This window comes from Alphaproteobacteria bacterium LSUCC0719, assembly GCA_040839025.1.
Taxonomy (GTDB): Bacteria; Pseudomonadota; Alphaproteobacteria; order Puniceispirillales; family Puniceispirillaceae; genus UBA8309.
Map to the genome: position 1 here is coordinate 351,628 of JBFPJN010000001.1, position 19,219 is coordinate 370,846.

16 protein-coding genes are annotated in these 19,219 nt (G+C 61.0%); 13 read left to right on the forward strand and 3 right to left on the reverse strand.

What is annotated here, in order from left to right; translation table 11 throughout:
- Window positions 1-61 precede the first annotated feature (61 nt).
- The 4 genes from cobW to AB3X55_01685 are packed head-to-tail and all read left to right on the forward strand — an operon-like array spanning window position 62 to window position 7,076.
- Window positions 62-1,159, forward strand: coding sequence for a cobalamin biosynthesis protein CobW (cobW, locus tag AB3X55_01670; GenBank protein MEX0502287.1), 1,098 nt, complete (start codon window positions 62-64; stop codon window positions 1,157-1,159).
- Entirely contained in the window at window positions 1,140-4,922 is a 3,783-nt protein-coding gene (gene cobN / locus AB3X55_01675; protein ID MEX0502288.1) for a cobaltochelatase subunit CobN, read from the forward strand. The genes cobW and cobN overlap by 20 nt, the downstream gene beginning before the upstream one ends.
- Entirely contained in the window at window positions 4,919-5,551 is a 633-nt protein-coding gene (gene cobO / locus AB3X55_01680) for a cob(I)yrinic acid a,c-diamide adenosyltransferase (GenBank protein ID MEX0502289.1), read from the forward strand. Before cobN ends, cobO begins: the two co-directional genes overlap by 4 nt.
- A 43-nt stretch (window positions 5,552-5,594) precedes the next feature.
- Entirely contained in the window at window positions 5,595-7,076 is a 1,482-nt protein-coding gene (locus AB3X55_01685; protein MEX0502290.1) for a cobyric acid synthase, read from the forward strand.
- Here AB3X55_01685 and cbiB read toward each other — a convergent pair.
- Window positions 7,073-8,053 carry an adenosylcobinamide-phosphate synthase CbiB gene (gene cbiB, locus AB3X55_01690; GenBank protein MEX0502291.1) on the reverse strand — a complete coding sequence of 327 codons (981 nt, stop codon included), beginning with the start codon at window positions 8,051-8,053 and terminating at the stop codon, window positions 7,073-7,075. The genes AB3X55_01685 and cbiB overlap by 4 nt on opposite strands.
- A 259-nt stretch (window positions 8,054-8,312) precedes the next feature.
- On the opposite strand from cbiB, the gene AB3X55_01695 reads away from it, so the two are divergent.
- Genes AB3X55_01695 through cobM form a run of 7 tightly spaced genes read left to right on the forward strand, consistent with a single transcriptional unit; the run spans window position 8,313 to window position 14,879 of the window.
- Window positions 8,313-8,561 carry a DUF6732 family protein gene (locus AB3X55_01695; GenBank protein ID MEX0502292.1) on the forward strand — a complete coding sequence of 83 codons (249 nt, stop codon included), beginning with the start codon at window positions 8,313-8,315 and terminating at the stop codon, window positions 8,559-8,561.
- Window positions 8,554-9,681 (forward strand): sirohydrochlorin chelatase, encoded by a 1,128-nt coding sequence (locus tag AB3X55_01700; protein MEX0502293.1) that lies wholly within the window; start codon window positions 8,554-8,556, stop codon window positions 9,679-9,681. The genes AB3X55_01695 and AB3X55_01700 overlap by 8 nt, the downstream gene beginning before the upstream one ends.
- A 9-nt stretch (window positions 9,682-9,690) precedes the next feature.
- The gene (locus AB3X55_01705) at window positions 9,691-10,329 is read left to right on the forward strand and encodes a precorrin-8X methylmutase (protein MEX0502294.1); all 639 of its coding nucleotides are present in this window, start codon (window positions 9,691-9,693) and stop codon (window positions 10,327-10,329) included.
- Window positions 10,329-11,528, forward strand: a complete 1,200-nt coding sequence (gene cbiE / locus AB3X55_01710) for a precorrin-6y C5,15-methyltransferase (decarboxylating) subunit CbiE (protein MEX0502295.1) — start codon at window positions 10,329-10,331, stop codon at window positions 11,526-11,528. Before AB3X55_01705 ends, cbiE begins: the two co-directional genes overlap by 1 nt.
- Window positions 11,525-12,232, forward strand: a complete 708-nt coding sequence (gene cobI / locus AB3X55_01715) for a precorrin-2 C(20)-methyltransferase (protein ID MEX0502296.1) — start codon at window positions 11,525-11,527, stop codon at window positions 12,230-12,232. The genes cbiE and cobI overlap by 4 nt, the downstream gene beginning before the upstream one ends.
- Complete coding sequence (cobJ, locus tag AB3X55_01720) at window positions 12,220-14,082, forward strand: precorrin-3B C(17)-methyltransferase (protein MEX0502297.1); 1,863 nt, start codon at window positions 12,220-12,222, stop codon at window positions 14,080-14,082. The genes cobI and cobJ overlap by 13 nt, the downstream gene beginning before the upstream one ends.
- Window positions 14,079-14,879 carry a precorrin-4 C(11)-methyltransferase gene (cobM, locus tag AB3X55_01725; GenBank protein MEX0502298.1) on the forward strand — a complete coding sequence of 267 codons (801 nt, stop codon included), beginning with the start codon at window positions 14,079-14,081 and terminating at the stop codon, window positions 14,877-14,879. Before cobJ ends, cobM begins: the two co-directional genes overlap by 4 nt.
- 21 nt (window positions 14,880-14,900) lie before the next feature.
- Here cobM and AB3X55_01730 read toward each other — a convergent pair whose 3' ends face one another.
- Window positions 14,901-16,193 carry a cobyrinate a,c-diamide synthase gene (locus AB3X55_01730; protein MEX0502299.1) on the reverse strand — a complete coding sequence of 431 codons (1,293 nt, stop codon included), beginning with the start codon at window positions 16,191-16,193 and terminating at the stop codon, window positions 14,901-14,903.
- Window positions 16,193-16,984 carry a uroporphyrinogen-III C-methyltransferase gene (gene cobA / locus AB3X55_01735; protein ID MEX0502300.1) on the reverse strand — a complete coding sequence of 264 codons (792 nt, stop codon included), beginning with the start codon at window positions 16,982-16,984 and terminating at the stop codon, window positions 16,193-16,195. Before cobA ends, AB3X55_01730 begins: the two co-directional genes overlap by 1 nt.
- A 240-nt stretch (window positions 16,985-17,224) precedes the next feature.
- Between cobA and AB3X55_01740 the strand changes: the two genes are divergently transcribed.
- Window positions 17,225-18,370 carry a cobalt-precorrin-5B (C(1))-methyltransferase gene (locus AB3X55_01740; GenBank protein MEX0502301.1) on the forward strand — a complete coding sequence of 382 codons (1,146 nt, stop codon included), beginning with the start codon at window positions 17,225-17,227 and terminating at the stop codon, window positions 18,368-18,370.
- Window positions 18,367-19,182, forward strand: coding sequence for a precorrin-6A/cobalt-precorrin-6A reductase (locus AB3X55_01745; protein MEX0502302.1), 816 nt, complete (start codon window positions 18,367-18,369; stop codon window positions 19,180-19,182). Before AB3X55_01740 ends, AB3X55_01745 begins: the two co-directional genes overlap by 4 nt.
- Window positions 19,183-19,219: the final 37 nt, after the last annotated feature.

Sequence of the window (19,219 nt, forward strand, 5' to 3'; positions counted from 1 at the left end):
TGCATTTCCGGGTCCGTGCATACGGCTTATGAAGGCGCATCAGGCGCGAAAGGTTCAAACGATGGCATCACCCCGTATCCCCGCAACCGTGATCACCGGGTTCCTTGGGTCCGGCAAGACAACACTGATCCGCCATATCATCACCCAGGCCAATGGCCGTCGGCTGGCGCTGATCGTCAATGAATTCGGTGATATCGGCATGGATGGTGCGATGCTCGAGGATTGCGGCGCGGAAAGCTGTGGTGCTGATGACATCATCGAACTTGCCAATGGCTGTATCTGCTGCACAGTGGCCGATGATTTCCTGCCAAGCATCCAGCAATTGCTGGCCCAGACACCGCCGCCCGACCACATTATTATCGAGACATCCGGCCTTGCCCTGCCGCAACCGCTTGTCCAGGCCTTCAACTGGCCGGACATCAAGTCACAGGTCATGCTCGACGGGGTGGTGACGCTTGTTGACGGGCCGGCGCTGGCAGAGGGCGGTGTCGCACATGACCTTGATGCGCTGGAAGCACAACGCGCCGCCGACGAGGAGCTGGACCATGAAAGCCCGATTGACGAGTTGTTCGCCGATCAGATAGGCGCTGCCAACCTGATTGTGCTGTCAAAGGCGGATCTGCTCGATGAGGCTGGCATGGCGCGTGCGCGTGGTGCGGTTGAAGACCAGCTCGAAGCCCCAACGCCGATCATTCCTGTTGCGGGCGGGGCGGCTCCGATGGACGCCATTCTCGGCCTTGGCATGGAAGAGCAGGCACATGCCCGCTCGCAGCATTCGCATCACCACCACCACCACCATGATGATGACGACCATGACGATGATCACCATCATCATCACGAGCATGGCCATGATGAATTTTCCTCGCGTATCATCGCGCTTGCAGAAATTGACGATGTTGATGTGTTTCAGCAAACCATTGCCGCGCTTGCCGCGGAATTCGGCATCTTGCGGGCCAAGGGGCGTGTTGCGGTCAGTGGCAAGGCGCTGCCCTATGTGGTGCAGGCGGTCGGCAGACGTGTTGACGGCTATTTTGCCCGTGACCGGGATGCTGTTTCCGGCAGGCTTGTTGTCATTGGCATGGCTGGACTGGATGCGGAACGCATTGCGGCGCGTCTTGGTGGCAGTTTGATCGACGAAGATGCATCTTCCCAGGGTTGAAGATGGCGGGGCGCTCTATGACTCTGGCGAGGCAGTCGATCTCGATCAGCCGCCGGGCGATATCATCTGTCTGACCTCGGCTGATACCGAGGTAAGCCTGTTATCCGCCGCCGCGTCGCAATTTGCTGCAGACCCTGACACTCCTTCAATCAGGATCGCCAACTATCTCAGCCTGTCTCACCCGTTCTCGGTCGACACCTATCTGGCAAACACTGTCAGCGGTGCCAGGCTGGTCGTCGTGCGTCTTCTCGGTGGCACGGGCTATTGGTCCTATGGCGTGCAGCAGTTGCGCGCGTTGGCGGACAGGGGCGGGCCACGGCTTGTCTTCCTTGCTGGCGATGGCAAGCCGGATCCCGAGCTGGATTACCTGTCCAGTGTGTCGCCAGACCAGTGTCACGCGCTGGCCGCCTATCTTGATTCCGGTGGCCCTGACAATGCGCGTGCCTTTCTTCTGGCGCTTCGCGATCTGTGTGACGGGACCGAAACCGCCCCGCCGCCACTGCCGCTGCTTCGCGCCGGCATCTATTGGCCAGGAAGCCGCACACCCGATCTGGGTGTCTTGCGGGCGGACTGGCGGGCCGGGGCGCCTGTTGCGGCCATAGTCTTTTATCGCGCCCTGATGCAGGCAGCCGACCTCGCGCCTGTTGATGCGGCGATCAATGCCTGTGTCGACGCCGGGATGAATCCCCTGCCGCTGTTTTCGGCCAGCCTGAAGGATGCAGAATCAGCGGCTGTGCTTGCCGACCTGCTGCGCCAGGCGCAGGCGGATGTCATTTTGAATATGACCAGCTTTGCTGTTTCAGACCCGCTGGCCGGGGATGACGCAATGCCGGGAATGCAATCGGCGGGCCCTTTCGGGGCGGTGGATGCGCCGGTTCTGCAGCTGGTGTTGTCAGCCAGCCTGAAAGATGACTGGCAGGGTTCCAGCGCTGGTTTGACACCTCGCGATCTTGCAATGAATGTGGCGCTGCCGGAACTTGACGGTCGCGTTCTGACGCGCGCTGTCGGCTTCAAGCAGCCACCGACGCGCCATCCTGTCACGCATGCGATGACCACCGCCTATGAGGCTGTTCCCGAACGGGCGGCTTTCGTCGCGCGACTGGCGGCAAACTGGGCGCAGCTTCGCCGGACAGGGACAGCCGATCGCAAGGTTGCCCTGATCATGGCAAATTATCCGAACCGTGATGGACGGATTGCCAATGGCGTTGGACTCGATACACCGGCAAGTGTCTTCAACGCCATGCAGGTGCTTGGCGATGCGGGCTATGTCCTGCAGGGTGGGCCTGAAAACAGCGCAGAACTGATCGCGCAGCTGAAGGCCGGGCCGACCAATTCCGGATGGCAGGGTCGGGTCTCGGATGTCAGCCTGACCGTTGAAGATTATACCCGGTATTTCAACTTTTTGCCGGTCGGTGTGCAGGATGCGGTAACGGCGTGCTGGGGGGCGGTGTCAACCGATCCGATGTGTGATGGTGACAGGCTGCATCTGCCACTTCGCCGCTATGGTCATGTCCTTGTCGGCATTCAGCCCGCACGCGGGTACAATATCGATCCGAAGTCGACCTATCATTCGCCGGATCTGGTGCCGCCGCATAACTACCTCGCACTCTATATCTGGCTTCGTGAAGTGGGCGGCGTTCACGCCGTGGTGCATTTTGGCAAGCACGGAAACCTCGAATGGCTTCCCGGCAAGGCGCTGGCGCTGAGTGAGGCGTGTTTTCCCGAAGCTGTGCTGGGGCCGATGCCGCATCTCTACCCCTTTATTGTCAATGACCCTGGCGAGGGCGCGCAGGCCAAGCGCCGGACCGCTGCGGTGATACTCGATCATCTGACCCCGCCAATGACGCAGGCTGACAGTCATGGTGTGATGGCCGAGTTGGAATCGCAGATGGATGAATATTTCGAGGCCGCCGGCATGGACCGGGCCCGATCCGACGCTCTGCTTGGTGACATTCTCGACACCGCCCTGCGGGCGGGGATCGCACAGGACTGCGGCATCGACGAGGCCGATGATCCAGCCGAGCAGCTATTGAAGCTTGACAATTATCTATGTGATCTCAAGGAGTTGCAGATTCGTGACGGGCTGCATGTCTATGGACAGACGCCTGATGAAGATCTTTCTAACGGGCTGCTTGTGCAGATCCTGCGCACCCCCCGCGGTGATGGTGATGGGGCCAATGCGTCGCTGGTACGGGCGCTGGCGCGCGATCTCGGGCTTGGTGATGTTGACGTATTCGATCCGCTGACATCTGACCGTGGTGTTGCCTGGGCCGGGCCGCGGCCGGCCTGTCTTGACGGGGTCTCGGACGCCCCGTGGCGGAGCCAGGGTGACACGGTTGAACGGCTTGACTTGCTGGCGCTGGCGCTGGTGGCGGGGTCGCAAATGCCGCCCGGCCCGGCAAGTGCGGCGATCATTGACAGCGCGCTTGTCGACATCCGGGCGCGTCTTGGCGCCTGTGGCCCGCGCGAGACGGATGGCCTGCTTCGCGCCCTTGACGGCAGGTTTGTGCCGGCCGGTTCTTCCGGGGCACCAACCCGGGGTCGGCCTGAGGTCCTGCCAACCGGGCGCAATTTCTTTTCCATCGACAGTCGCGCGCTGCCGACCCCGGTGGCCTGGCGGCTTGGCTGGGCGTCGGCAGAGGCGCTTTTGGACCGGCATCTGATGGATCATGGCAACTGGCCGCGTGCCGTGGTGTTGTCGGCCTGGGGCACCTCGAATATGCGTACGGGCGGTGATGATCTGGCGCAGGCATTGGCGTTGATGGGGGTGCGGCCAAGCTGGGACGCCGCCTCGCGCCGTGTCACCGGCTTTGAAATCATGCCTCTGGAAAGTCTTGACCGCCCCCGGGTCGATGTCTGCCTTCGCTGTTCCGGTTTCTTCCGCGACGCCTTTCCAGCCCAGATGACGCTGTTTGACCGGGCGGTAAGAGCCGTTGCCGCCCTTGACGAGCCTGACGATATGAACCCGCTTGCGGCGGCGGCACGCCGCGATGATGCCCGCTATCGGTCACAGGGACTGGAAGCTGATGCGGCGGCACGGCGAAGCACCCTGCGGATATTCAGCGCCATGCCGGGGGCGTATGGAGCTGGACTTCAGGCCCTGATTGACGAGAAGCTGTGGCAGGATCGCGCCGATTTTGCCGAGGCGTTTCTTGTCTGGTCCGGCTATGCCTATGGCGAGAACAGCGACGGCATCTCGGCCCGCGAGGTGCTGGAAACACGTCTTGCTGCCTCTGACGCGGTGCTGCACAACCAGGACAATCGTGAACATGATATCCTGGACAGCGATGATTATTATCAGTTCGCCGGTGGCCTGTCGGCGGCGATATCGCAGCTGTCAGGACGCGATGTGCCGGTCTATCACAACGATCATTCGCTAGCCGAAAGGCCGGTTATCCGTACCTTGTCCGAAGAGATCGGACGTGTTGTGCGGGGCCGCGCCAGCAACCCGAAATGGATCGCCGGGGCGATGCGTCATGGCTATCGCGGGGCGTTCGAAATCGTGGCAACGGTGGATTATCTGTTTGCCTTTGCGGCGACCACACGACAGGTCGCCGAGCATCATTTCAGCGCCCTGTACGAAGCCTATATCGAGGATGACAGGGTGCGGGACTTCCTGTCATCGTCGAATGAAGATGCCTATCACGATATGCTGGACAGGTTTGACGAGGCGATTCAACGTGGCCTATGGACACCACGTCGAAACAGCGTGCAATCTGATCTTGACCGGCTTCGCCCCCGCACCGAGGAGACCCAGAAATGACCGCCCCGAATGATGATAGCCAGCCGTCTGATTCCCAGCGCCACAACAGCAAAATGGCACGCAAGAAACAGGCGCGTGACAAGATCATGGCGACAAAGACCGAGGAAAAGGGCCTGATCATCGTTCATACCGGTAAGGGAAAAGGCAAATCATCGGCTGCTTTCGGGATGATTTTCCGCTGTATTGCGCATGGTCTGCCTTGCGGGGTTGTTCAGTTCATCAAGGGGGGGATGGATACCGGTGAGCGCAATCTGATCACCGGCCATTTTGCCGAGCTGTGCGATTTTCACACAATGGGCGAGGGGTTTACCTGGGAAACACAGGACCGTGAACGTGACATTGCCGCTGCCAGCGCCGCCTGGGAGAAGGCCAAGCAGATGATCCGCGATCCGCGGTATCACATGGTGCTTCTGGACGAGATCAATATCGCGCTTCGCTATGGCTATATCGATCTTGACGCTGTTATGGATTTTCTGCGCAACGAAAAGCCGGAAATGACGCATGTCGTGCTGACAGGCCGCAATGCCACCGATGCGCTGATTGACGCTGCTGACCTCGTGACCGAGATGAGCCTTGTCAAACATCCCTTCAGATCCGGGATCAAGGCCCAGATCGGCGTCGAATTCTGATCCCTTTCAGGACCATCAGCCCGGAATCATGAGGTCTTCTTCCATGCCACCAGCCATTATGATTCAGGGTGCCGGCTCGAATGTTGGAAAGTCGGTGCTTGTGGCCGGCCTGTGTCGTCATTTTGCCAATGCCGGTCTGTCGGTTCGCCCCTTCAAGCCGCAGAACATGTCGAACAACGCCGCCGTGACTTCAGACGGGGGCGAGATCGGCCGGGCGCAGGCCATGCAGGCGCTTGCCTGCAGGACGCCGACAAGCGTCCACATGAACCCTGTGCTGCTGAAGCCCGAAACCGAAACAGGCTCTCAGGTAATTGTGCAGGGACAGCGTTTTGGCAGCATGCGGGCCCGTGAATATGGCACGCACAAGGCCGAACTGCTGCCGCGTGTGCTGGACAGTTTTGGCAGGATTGCCAGCGATGCCGATCTGGTGATCGTCGAAGGTGCGGGAAGCCCGGCGGAAGTCAATCTGCGGGCTGGTGACATCGCCAATATGGGTTTTGCCGCTGCAGCCGACATCCCGGTGGTGATTGTCGGTGATATTGATCGGGGCGGTGTGATCGCCAGCCTTGTCGGCACGGGCGCTGTTCTTGATCCGGCAGACCGGGCGCTGATCCGTGGTTTTCTGATCAACAAGTTTCGCGGTGACACCTCGCTGTTCGCCGATGGCATGACGATGATTGAAGAGGCGACTGGCTGGGCGGGCCTCGGTATTCTGCCGTGGTTTGCGCCGGCCCGTTTCCTGCCTGCCGAAGACATTCTCGACATTGCCAGCAAGGCCGGCGAGGTACGCAAAGACGCGCCGGTGCATATCGCGGTGCCGGTGCTGCGGCGGATTGCCAATTTCGATGACCTTGATCCGCTGGCCGGCGAGGCGGATGTGCGGCTGACCCTTGTCGAGGCGGGAGAGGTGATTCCCGGCGATTGTGACATGGTCCTGTTGCCGGGGTCGAAATCGACCATTGCCGATCTGGCATTTCTTCGTGAACAGGGATGGGATACCGACATTGCAGCGCATCTGCGGCGGGGCGGTATGGTGATGGGGTTGTGCGGCGGGTATCAGATGCTTGGCCGTACTGTGGATGATCCGCATGGGGTAGAGGGGGCTGTCGGTGCCACCGCCGGTCTTGGTCATCTGGCGGTGGACACTGTGCTGGCTGCGGACAAGACGCTGGCCCGCGTCGCAGCCCGCGCCCCATTGTTCGATGCCGCGGTGACGGGCTATGAAATTCATATGGGTCGTACTGATGGTGCGGACTGCGCCCGTCCACTCCTGGATATCGATGGTCGTGGCGATGGGGCGGTGTCGGAAGATGGGCTTGTGATCGGCACCTATGTTCACGGTATTTTTGCCGATGACGGGTTCCGGCGCGCCTTTCTTGGCAGGCTGGCAGGTCGTCGGGGTCGGGTTGGCGGCTTTGGTGAGGTTGATTTCGCCGGACGTGTCGATACCGTGCTTGACGATCTTGCCGCGCATATGGCGGCACATCTCGATCTTGAAGCCTTTGGCAGGATCGCCGGGCTCTAGAGGGCCACGGCAAGTGCCAGCGTCAGCATGGCGAACAGGATTTGCGCCGCGATCAGCAGATGAAGTGACTGCAGGATTGCGTTGCCGTCCGCCTCGGCGCCGCCTTCGTTGAAAATGCGGGCCTGCCGCACCCGGTTGCCATAGCGACGTGGCCCGGCAAGCCACACATCCAGCGCGCCGGCCATGGCCGCTTCCGGCCAGCCGGCATTTGGCGAGGCGTGATACCGGCCGTCTTTCAGCATCGTTGTCAGTGCCGCCCTGCCACGACCACGAAGTGCTGCCGCAAGGCAAATAAGTACGGCTGTCAGCCGCGCCGGCACGATATTCAGCAGATCATCAAATCTGGCGGCGACGAAGCCAAAGGCGAGATGGCGGGCATTGCGGTATCCAATCATGCTGTCGGCAGTGTTTGCCAGCTTGTAGACAAACAACCCCGGCAGTCCGGCGACAAGAAACCACAAGGCAGGCGCAAACACGCCGTCTGACAGGTTTTCAGCGCCTGTTTCGATGGCGGCACGGGCGATTTCGGCTTCGTTCAGCGAGCTTGTGTCGCGACCGACAATCATGCCTACAGCCTGGCGCGCCGGGTCTATGTCATCGGCCAGCGCGTCTGCAACGGCACGGATATGATCATCGAGCGATCGTGCGGCAAGCATGATCGCCAGAATGACCACGGCCAGGATCGCACCCCCGAATGACAGCAGAATGCCAAGCCCCACCGCCGCAAATGTCAGCAGACCCATGGCGATGCTACCGCGCCTCCGGCGGCCATGTCCGGTCATGCCGGTGCGCCTGTTCCAGCGCCGTTCGAACCAGGAAATGCCACGCCCCATGATAACCACCGGATGTGGAAGATGCCGCCACAACAGCTCCGGTTCGCCAATCAGCCAGTCAAGCGCCATTGCGACCAGCAGGATGGCAGCACGAAAGCCAAGTGCCGCAAGGCTGAATGTCAGGAGAGGAAGGGGATCGAACATTGGCGCCATAATTCAACTTTGGTCGCATTGGTGCAATTGTTTTTGCACTGGCGCTGTAATATCAATGCAAGGTCGGTGGACTTGGCGACAAGATGAAAACGACCCCGGTGCGGCGGACCCATGCAGGGCGTCAATTCCGGGCCTCGGACCCGAAGGTGGACGCTTGTGTGATGTGCAGCTTGCGTTTGCCGGTCGTTTTGCCCCTCCGAAAAGCTTGTGGACCCGAGGTGAAACGATGATTCTTCCTGACAAAAGCCAAATGACAAGCGCTGCTTCGGCCTGTGTTGTAATCCTTCTGGGCGGCATGCAGACAGCTTTTGCGCATGTGGGGCATGTTGGCGAGGTCGCGGGTCATGGTCATCTGGTCGGCGTTGCGCTTGGCATGGCTGCCGCGGCGATGGCTGCCGTGCTTGCCGCCAAAGGGCGCGCGACGGTCGCCGAGGATGAAGACGATACAGCAGACAGCAATGATATCGCGGAGCCTGAAGGAGAGCCGGCAGATGCATGACGCAAGTCCAAAGACGTATGGTGTGATGATCTGTGGACACGGGTCGCGGTCCAAATCGGCGGTGACGGAATTTGCCGTTCTGGCAGAAAAGCTGGCCCCCCTGTTTCCGGACTGGCCGGTCGAATACGGATATCTTGAATTCGCAACCCCGGTCATCAAGACTGGTCTTGACCGGCTTCGCGAGCAGGGTGTGAACCATGTTCTGGCGGTGCCGGGAATGCTGTTTGCTGCCGGACATGCGAAAAACGACATTCCCTCGGTGTTGAACACCTATGCCGCCGAACATGGTATTACCATCCAGTATGGCCGCGAACTGGCGGTCGATTTGCAGATGCTGCAGGCAGCCGGCGACCGTGTCGGCGATGCGATTGCGGCTGCGGACGCCGAACATGGTGTTGTTGACCGGGCTGACACCTGTCTGGTGGTTATCGGTCGCGGCGCATCCGATCCCGACGCCAATTCGAACATCTCGAAGATTTCACGAATGCTGTGGGAGGGCATGGGATTTGGCTGGGCCGAAGTTGGCTATTCCGGGGTGACATTTCCCCTTGTGCAGCCATGTCTCGAAAATGTCGTGAAGCTTGGTTTCAAGCGGATCGTGGTGTTTCCCTATTTCCTGTTTTCCGGAATCCTGATTGACCGGATCTACGGCTTCACAGACGAGGTGGCGGCGGCGCATCCGGACATCGAATTCGTAAAGGCCGGCTATCTCAACGACCATCCAAAGGTGATTGCGACCTTTGCCGACCGGGTTCGTGAAATTCTCGACGGCGACAACAACATGAACTGCGCATTGTGCAAATATCGTGCGCAGGTTCTTGGCTTTGAGAACGAGGTTGGTCTCGCTCAGGAAAGCCATCACCATCATGTTGAAGGCCAGGGTGTATCGGCGCCGGGCAGCAATGTCGAGGATTGTCCGCTATGTGACCATTTCTGCACCGGTGCCTGCCGACTGGACCACGGGCACCATCATCACGATCACGATCACGACCACGATCACGATCATGATCATTCACATGCGCATGATCACGGGCATGATCACCACCATCACCCCTATCCACACGCCAAGCATCCGCTCGGGCCGGAATCGGTTCGCGACCGCAAGCCTGGCGGCAAGTAACATCGGCTGATGGAACCTTATCTGAAAGACCCGCAGGCGATCTACGAGACCTCATTCGCTATTGTCCGCGAACAGATCTCGCTTGACGGGGTTCCTGCAGATCTTGGTGACGTGGCAGTGCGGGTTGTTCATGCCTGTGGCATGCCGGATATCGTTGCAGACATGGCGGCGTCGGATGATTTCGTTACCAGCGCGACGGCTTCGCTGCTGGCAGGCGCGCCCCTGTTCTGTGACTGTGCAATGGTCGCCAGTGGCATCACACGGCGATTTCTACCTGCGAACAATGATGTACGGGTAACATTGAACGCCCCGGAGGTGCCGGCGCTGGCAGGCGAACTGAAGACAACACGGTCCGCCGCTGCGGTCGATCTCTGGGGACAGGATATGGCAGGTGCGCTGATTGTGGTTGGCAATGCGCCCACAGCGCTGTTTCGGTGTCTTGAGCTGGTCTCGCAAGGCGGCCCCCGTCCGGCCGCGATCATTGGATGTCCGGTGGGGTTTGTCGGTGCAGCCGAGAGCAAACAGGCGCTGCAGGATCATGTCTCACAGGTGCCGTTCTTTGCCATTCACGGTACGCGTGGTGGCTCGGCAATGGCATCAGCCGTGGTGAATGCGCTGGCGCTGTCCTGCGCAGGGGCGTCCGGGTGATGGCAAGGCCGCTTGTCATCGGTGTTGACGAGGGCGGGGTGGCGGCGCTGCCGGAAAAACTGCGATCGCGTCTGGCCGGGATGGATATGATTATCGCCGCGCCCAGATTTCACGCCGACCTTCCGGATGGTCCTGAAATTCAGGATTGGCCAACACCATTTTTACATATTTTCAATATATTGAAAGATAACTCTGATAAATCACTTGTGCTTCTTGCTACGGGTGACCCGATGTGGTTCGGCGCCGGTGCCAGCCTGGTTCGCGAACTGGGGCCAGATGGGTGTGATGTGATACCGGCGGTGTCGGGCATGCAGCTTGCCGCAGCGCGACTTGGATGGCCGCTGGCCAGATGCGAGGTGGTATCCATCCATGGCCGGCCGATCGACAGGTTGGTTGGTCAGCTGTATCCACGGGCCCGTTTGCTTGTCATTGCGCAGGATGGCAACAGCCCTGCCAGGGTCGCCGAAGTGCTGACAGCCAAGGGCTATGGCATGGCGAATCTTCATGTTCTGGCGCATCTTGGGGGGGCTGATGAATGGCGGCGTGACGGCCGCGCCGACAGCTGGACAGACGACAATGTACCGGACTTTCATATCATCGGCGTTGACTGCCCGGACACAGTGGCGTCTGGGTTTGGTTTAGCCGCGCCTGACGCAAGTTTCGACAATGACGGCAAGCTGACCAAAAGAGACGCGCGCGCCAGCGCGCTGGCCAAGCTGGCGCCTTTCCCTGGAGCCGTGTTGTGGGATATCGGCACCGGGTCGGGTGCCATTGCCATAGATTTTCTGCGTCTGGCCGGTTCTGGGCGGGCCTTTGCCATTGATCGCAATAACACCCAGCTTGACCGGGCTGTTGCCAACGCGGCGCGTCATGGTGTGACAGGATTGGAACCGGTGGCCGGTGATGCGGTGGATGTGCTGGCCGGGCTGGCAAGGCCCGATGCCGTTTTCATTGGTGGGGGGCTGGCACCGGCGGTTGTTGCGGCGGCGCAATCGGCGCTGCGGCCCGGCGGTGTGCTGGTGGCGCATGCGGTAACCATCGAAAGTGAAACAATGCTTGTTGCGGCCTGGCAGCAATCAGGTGGCGACCTGACACGGCTTTCGGTCCATCACGCCGACCCGGTTGGCGGGTTTCATGGCTGGAGACCCTTGATGCCGGTCACGCAATGGTGCTGGCACAAACCGGTGGATATGACATGAACACAGGACGTCTGATCGGCGTTGGCACTGGCCCCGGTGATCCGCAGCTGGTAACGCGCCGGGCCTGGGCACTGGTGGAATCTGCTGGTGTTGTCGCCTATCCCGCGCCAGATACAGGCGCCTCCTTTGCGCGCGCTATTGTTGCCGACGCCATATCACCGGATGCCATCGAAATACCGATGATTGTGCCGATGCGCCCTGGACGGGCACCCGCGCAGACGATCTATGATGATGCGGCTGAAACCATCGCCGGCCATCTGGCGGCGGGCCGGGACGTCGTGGTGCTGTGCGAGGGGGATCCGCTGTTCTATGGGTCTTTCATGTACCTTCTTGTCAGGCTGCGTGACAGCTATCCGGTGGAGATTGTCCCCGGGGTGACAAGCCTGTCCGCCTGTGCTGCCGCGCAGGCCCGCCCGCTGGTGGCGCGAAGCGATGTTCTGAGTGTTCTGCCCGGCACGATGGATGATGATCATCTGGCAGCGGCGATCAAGGCCGCCGATGCGGTTGCGATCATGAAGGTCGGACGCCATATGCCGCGTTTGCGCGCCCTGTTACACCGTCTTGGGCTTGCCGATTCGGCCTTGTATACAAGCCATGCCTCGTTACCGCACCAGCAGGCGCTGCCCCTTGCAAAGGCCCCTGACGAAGCCCCCTATTTTTCGATGATCCTGATCTACAAGGGAGATGATCCATGGATCGGCTGACCCCGCCATCAACCGCGCGACCGGTCATTCTGTGCCTGTCGCAGGCGGGCTTGCTGCTTGCCGGCAAGCTGGCAAAGGCGCTTGATGCCGACATCCATGGTCATGCGGTGCGCTGTCCGCAGGCACCGCATCATTTTGGCAAGGCCAGGCTTCATATTGCCGATCTGTTCTGCAGTGGACGTCCGATCATCGGCATATGTGCTGCCGGCATTCTGATCCGCGCAGTGGCACCGCATCTGAAGCATAAAAGTACGGATGCGCCGGTCATTGCGGTGGCGGAGTGCGGGCGGGTCGTTGTTCCCCTCGTCGGCGGACATCATGGTGCCATTACGCTGGCACGGCGGGTTGCGGAACGGCTTGGTGGCGAGCTGGCCATGACGACAGCGGGTGACGGGCGATGGCAAGTGTCACTTGACGAGCCGCCGCAGGGCTGGCGGCTGGCAAATGCTGCTGCTGCGCATCGTGTGATGCCGCAATTGCTGGCCGGCGACGGGGCATTCATTGATGGTGACTGTGTTGACGGGCTGAAGGAATGGTTCCAGCACGTGCCGCGCGGCGATGCCGTGGTGCTGACGGTGACACGGCGCCAGCAGATACCGGCGGAGAACGAGCTTGTCTATTGCCCGCAGGATGTGATGCTTGGCGTTGGCTGCGCACGTGGCTGTCCGGCGGATGAGTTGATTGATCTGGTGATGCAGGAACTGGCACGGGCGGATATCAACGCGGCGGCCATTGCCGGTCTTTTCAGTGTCGATCTAAAAGCAGATGAACCGGCATTGCACGCGCTGGCAGACATGCTTGCCGTGCCATTGCGGGTGTTTGACCGTGACAGTCTGGCCGCACAGGCACCGCGGCTTGAAAACCCATCGCCGGCGGTGCAGGAGGAAATCGGCATTCCCGGTGTGGCCGAGGCGGCCGCGCTGGCGGCGGCCGGGGACGCCGGTGTTCTGATCCATCCAAAGGCCAAGTCGCGCCAAGCCACCATGGCACTGGCGCTGGCACCATCGCCGGTTCATCTGTCACGGATGCCGGGTCGAAAGCCTGGTCGGGTGATGCTTGTCGGTATCGGCCCCGGACAATCTGCTTGGCGGACGCCCGAGGCATCGCAGATGGTGCTTGGCGCGGACGAATTGGTTGGATATGGGCTCTATATCGATCTTCTTGGTGCCAACGTGGCCCATATTCCGCGCCGTGATTTCAAGCTTGGCGAGGAGGAGGCGCGCTGTCGCTATGCCCTTGAGGAAGCCGCGACCGGCAAGGATGTGGCCATCATCTGTTCGGGTGATGCCGGAATTTATGCCATGGGGGCGCTTGTCTATGAACTTCTTGACCGGGCCGAAGACCAGGGCGGTGTGTCCGAAGCGGCCCGCCGTGTCAATGTTGTAAGCGCACCGGGCATTTCGGCGCTGCAGGCGGCAGCGGCACGGTCCGGGGCGATTCTTGGACATGATTTCTGTGCGATCTCCCTGTCCGACCTGCTGACACCGTGGGCGCAGATCGAAAAGCGGATCCATGCCGCGGGGGCCGGGGACTTCGTGGTGGCGTTCTACAACCCTGTTTCGCAACGCCGCCGAACCCAACTGGCCGCGGCGCGGGATATTCTGATGCATTATCGCGGCGGCGATGTGCCGGTGGTTCTGGCGTCAAACCTTGGTCGTCCTGACGAGGCCATTCGTTATCGTACACTGGAAAGTCTCGATATCGACGAGGTGGACATGCTGACCACCGTGATGGTGGGGGCCAGCACATCAAGACAGCTTGATCTTGGTCGTGGTGCGGCGGTTTATACACCACGCGGCTATGCCAAGCATCTCGACGCAGACAGCAACGCAGCGGAGCCATCATCATGACGGTCTTTTTCATTGGTGCCGGACCGGGTGACCCGGAACTGATCACCGTTCGCGGCCTGCGGCTGATCGAACGATGCCAACTTTGCCTGTATGCCGGATCGCTGGTGCCGGAGGCGGTTGTCGCCGCGGCGCCGGATACGGCGCGGGTGGTCGATACCGCGTCGCTGACACTTGATGATATCATTGACGAGATACGCCAGGCGCACGAGGCCGGTCAGGACGTGGCGCGCGTGCATTCCGGTGATCCGTCCCTCTATGGCGCGATAGCCGAACAGATCAGGCGGTTGAAGGCGCTTGCGATCGACTATCAGATTGTGCCGGGCGTGTCGGCCTATGCCGCCGCCGCCGCCGGACTGGGAATTGAACTGACGGTGCCTGAAGTGACGCAGACGCTGATCCTCACGCGCACCGCGATGAAATCCTCGGCGATGCCGGCTGGTGAGGAGCTGAGCAGCCTTGGCAGGACCGGGGCGACCCTTGCCATCCATCTGTCGATCCGCAACCTTCGCCAGATCGAACGTGATCTGACCCCCCATTACGGGGCGGACTGCCCGGTGATTGTCGCCTACCGCGTCGGCTGGCCGGATGAATCCTACATCCATGCCACATTGTCGACAGTGCGTCAGGCGGTACAGGCCGAAAAAATCACCCGCACCGCGTTGATCTTCGTGGGGCGCGGACTGGCGCAGAATGATGAATTTCGGGACAGCGCGCTGTATGACGCCGCGCATGCGCATATCCTGCGGCCAAAGCGCGGGCGCGTGGCTGATGCTGGTTCCGACATGGATGAAGCCTAGGCGGTCGTGACCGGATGCGGTTCAGGCGATGATATGCGCGTATGACCCGCAGACCGAACCCTCTGCCAATCCGGCGGTGCCAAGATCCCGGCCGGCCGCATCCTGCATCTGGAATAGCGGTGGGCCCTGCGCTGTGGTCGCTGTTGTGTAGTGAAATTCATGCCCGGTAATGGTGCTTGAATGCGGCCAGATATCGACCAGTGGCGTCAGGCTGCGGTAGCCAAGATGCAGTTTGCGTGCGGCGAAGCTTGTCTCGAGGTGAAGCAGGCCAGCCATTGGGTATGACGTGCCGTCAGCATCGATGATGGTCCTGCCAAGCGTCATGAACCCCCCGCATTCACCATAGATCCGAACACCGCGAGATGCCGCCAGAGACAGACCTTGGTGAAATTGTCGGGCGGCGGCAAGGGTCGGCAGGTGAAGTTCGGGATATCCGCCGGGAAGAAATATGAAATCGGCATCGGTATCAGGCGTTTCATCTGCCAGTGGCGAGAAGGGAATGATTTCGGCACCGGCGCCACGCCATCCCTCCAGCATGTGGGTATAGGCAAAACCGAAGGCGACATCACGGGCAATGGCAATGCGCTGGCCGGGTGCGGTGGGACGGGGCAGGGGTGGTGCGTCCGGTAACGGTCCTGCCGCGGCTATGATGGCATCAATCTCCAGCGACGACTCGACAAGCGCGGCAGCTGACTCGATCAGGGGTTCAAGGTCATCATTTGCGGCAAGATCTGCCGCCTGCACAAGTCCAAGGTGGCGTGACGGCACCGCTATCGAGGGTGTCATCGAAAGGCTGCCGAGATGCGGAATGCCACGTTGCAACAGAGCTTCGACGATCAGCGCTTCATGGCGAGGTGAGGCGACACGGTTCAGCACGACCCCGGCAAGGGTTGTTTCCGCAGGAAGCTGACTTCTGATGCCGGCGGCAAGCGCCGCCGCCGTCTGCCCCTGATGGCGGGCGTCAAGAACAAGCAGGATTGGCGCGCCAAGGGTCGCTGCCAGTTGTGCTGTGCTGCCACTGCCGCCATCGGTGCCGTCGAACAGACCCATGACGCCTTCAATGATCAGCAGCTCGCCTGGCCGGGTGACCGCAAGATGACGGATCATCGGCGGTGGCATCGCGTGGCTGTCGAGAGTGACCGAAGGGGAAAGCGCAGCAGCGCCGAGAAACGCGCTGTCGATATAGTCGGGGCCGGTCTTGGCAGCGCTGATCGAATGTCCGGCCCGCGCCAGCGCCCGCAGCAGCCCCAATGTCAGCATTGTCTTGCCACTGCCGGAGGTCAGGCCGCCGACAACCAGCGCCCGCGACGCCATTACGCCGTGTCCGACATTGTCCGCACGCCAAGCGGGTCTTCATTGCGCACCGGTTCACCGGCCATCTGGCCAAGCCAGTCCAGGCACTGGCGCATCAACACGACACGACCGACACAGACAATGGATGGCGCACCTATGCCGCTGTCGGTAATGTCCCGGGGTGCCCTGGAAAGCGTTGTCTCAAGCACCTGCATATCTTCACGGGTGGCGTTCTGGACGATGGCGACAGGCTCATCCGGGGCACGGCCGGCGGCAATCAGGCGGGCACAGATGTCAGGCATATGCTTGATTGCCATATACATCACAATCACCTGGGCGCTGCTGCCAAGCCCCTGCCAGTCTATGGCCGACGGCGTCAGTCCGGTTTTGTCATGCCCGGACAGGAAGGTCACGGACTGGTTGACGTCGCGGTGCGTCACCGGAATGCCGGCATAGGCAAGGCCGCCAATACCAGCCGAGATTCCGGGGATGACCCGCAGCCTGATCCCTGCCTTGACCAATGTCTGGGCTTCCTCGCCGCCGCGACCAAACACGAACGGATCGCCTCCCTTCAGCCTCAGCACCCGCAGATTCTGGCGGGCAAGCTCGATAAGGCGAAGCGAAATATCACGCTGGCTTGGCGATGGTTTGCCGCCACGTTTGCCGGCATATTCAACCTGCGCGTCGGCACGTGCCCAGTGTAACAGGGCCGGATCGACCAGCGCATCGTAAACAATGACGTCTGCCTGCTGCAGGGCATTCAACGCATGCAGTGTGATCAGGCCGGGATCCCCCGGACCACCACCCGTCATCCATACCCAGCCCGGCTGGAATTCCGGCCAGTCGCGCGCGTCGAGGCGGGGCAGGATGCCCTGATCGCGCTGCTGAGACGTGGTTGGTGCGTCTGACATCTTGTCTGCCCGGTGAATGGTGGATGATATTCTGAATTTTCGGTACTAATCTGAAAGTCGAATTCTAGCAGCGGCAGGTTTTCAAGACCAGTCCGGTTATTCCTGCCACCGCGCCAACAAAACCCGACAGGTGTCTGATCCATGAGCCGTCCCGCAACGCGGAAGACAACGCTAGAGACCACACTCCGCTTTGGCTGGACCACGGGCACCTGTGCCACCGCCGCTGTCAATGCAGCCTACACGGCGATGGTGACAGGGAAATTTCCTGATCGCGTCACAATTGTCACGCCAAGCGGCAAAAACGCCGATCTTGAGGTGGCTGACAAGGCCACCGGCAATGCCGCCGATGACGCGGCAACTGGGCTGTGGTTTCGTGCCGGCATCGTCAAGGATGCCGGTGATGACCCCGATGTGACGCATGGCGCGCTGATCCGTGCCACCGTCAGGGCCGGTGCGAAGGGAACGGGGATCAGCTTCCACGGCGGCGACGGGGTCGGGGTGGTCACCAAGGCCGGTCTTCCGGTGCCGGTTGGCGAGCCTGCCATCAACCCGGTGCCACGCCGGATGATGCGCGAGGCCATTGACGAGCTTGCCAGCGCCCTGCAGGGACCGCGCGATGTTGAAATCGAGATTTCCGTGCCCGGTGGAGACGCGATCGCGCTGAAGACCTGGAACCCACGGCTTGGGATCGAAGGCGGCATTTCAATCCTTGGCACCACCGGCGTGGTCAGACCGTTTTCCTGTTCAGCCTGGATTGCCTCGATCCATCGCGGCATAGATGTGGCGCGGGCCAATGATCTGCCCCATGTGATGGGATCAACGGGCGCGACCTCCGAAGGCTGGGGGCGGGCCCGGTACAATCTGCCGGATATCGCCCTGATCGACATGGGTGATTTCGTTGGCGGCATGTTGAAATATATGCGCCGCAATCCGGTTCCCAACCTGTCGATCCTTGGTGGCTTCGGCAAGATGGTGAAGCTTGCCCAAGGTGCCACCGATCTGCATTCCGCCCGCTCGCAGGTGGATTTTGCCGCGCTTGCCGGAATGGCGGAGGTCTTCGGATTTGATCATGACCGCGTTGCAGGTGCGAATTCCGTCCTTGAGGTGTCCGGGATGGTGGACAGCATCCAGCGTGCGAAACTTGCCACCGCTGTGGCAGAGGCGGCCCGGGATACGGCGTTGGCCCAGCTTCAGGGCGCGCCAATGGATGTCGAAGTGGTGATAGTCGGGCGTGATGGTGAGATGCTTGGCCGGGCTGGCAGGCTTGCCGACGGGGTCGGGGAATGACCCGGCAGAAGGTGAAAACGCTTGTCCTTGCCGGCACGGCAGAGGCGCGCGCGGTCATTGACCGGCTTGTTGCCGATGGCAGATTTGCCATCACCGCCTCGCTGGCCGGGGCCACGCCGAACCCGGCAGCGCTGCCGGTCGCAACCATCAATGGCGGGTTTGGCGGCGCGGATGGTCTGGCCACCTTCTGTCGTGATCATGCCATCGATCTGCTGATCGATGTCACCCATCCCTTTGCTAGGCATATCAGCCGCAATGCACGCCTTGCCTCAGCGGGCACAGGAATTCCCCTGCTGCGGTTCGAGCGTCCCCCCTGGCAGCCGCTGGAGGGGGATGACTGGCGCAGCTTTACCAGCTGGCAGGACATGGCGGATGCCATCCCTGCCGGCAGCCGGGTATTTCTGGCCGGCGGCACACAATCCATCGAAATTTTCATGCAGCGGCGTGATATCGCCTTGCTCGCGCGGGCGCTGAATGTCGAGGGCCGCGTCGCGCCTGACAATGTGACTTTCATCAATGCCTTGCCATCGACAAGTGTCGAGGCCGAGCGCAGACAATTCATCGAGGCTGACATCACGCTTCTGTGTTGCAAGAATTCAGGTGGTGAGGCCAGTTTTGCCAAGATCGCCGCGGCGCGGCAGCTTGGTCTGCCCGTCTGGTTGCTGGCGCGTCACAGCGACACATTCGAAGGCGATGGTGGATCAGACCAGACCATTGCACAAAAACAGCTGGCAAATCTGGAGATTCATGACAGTGTGGAGGCTCTCCTTGTGGCGGCTGTCTCTCGTCTGGACCACCAACGTGCCGAGTGACGCCACCGGGCTGTTCGTGCCAAGATACGCCACAAGA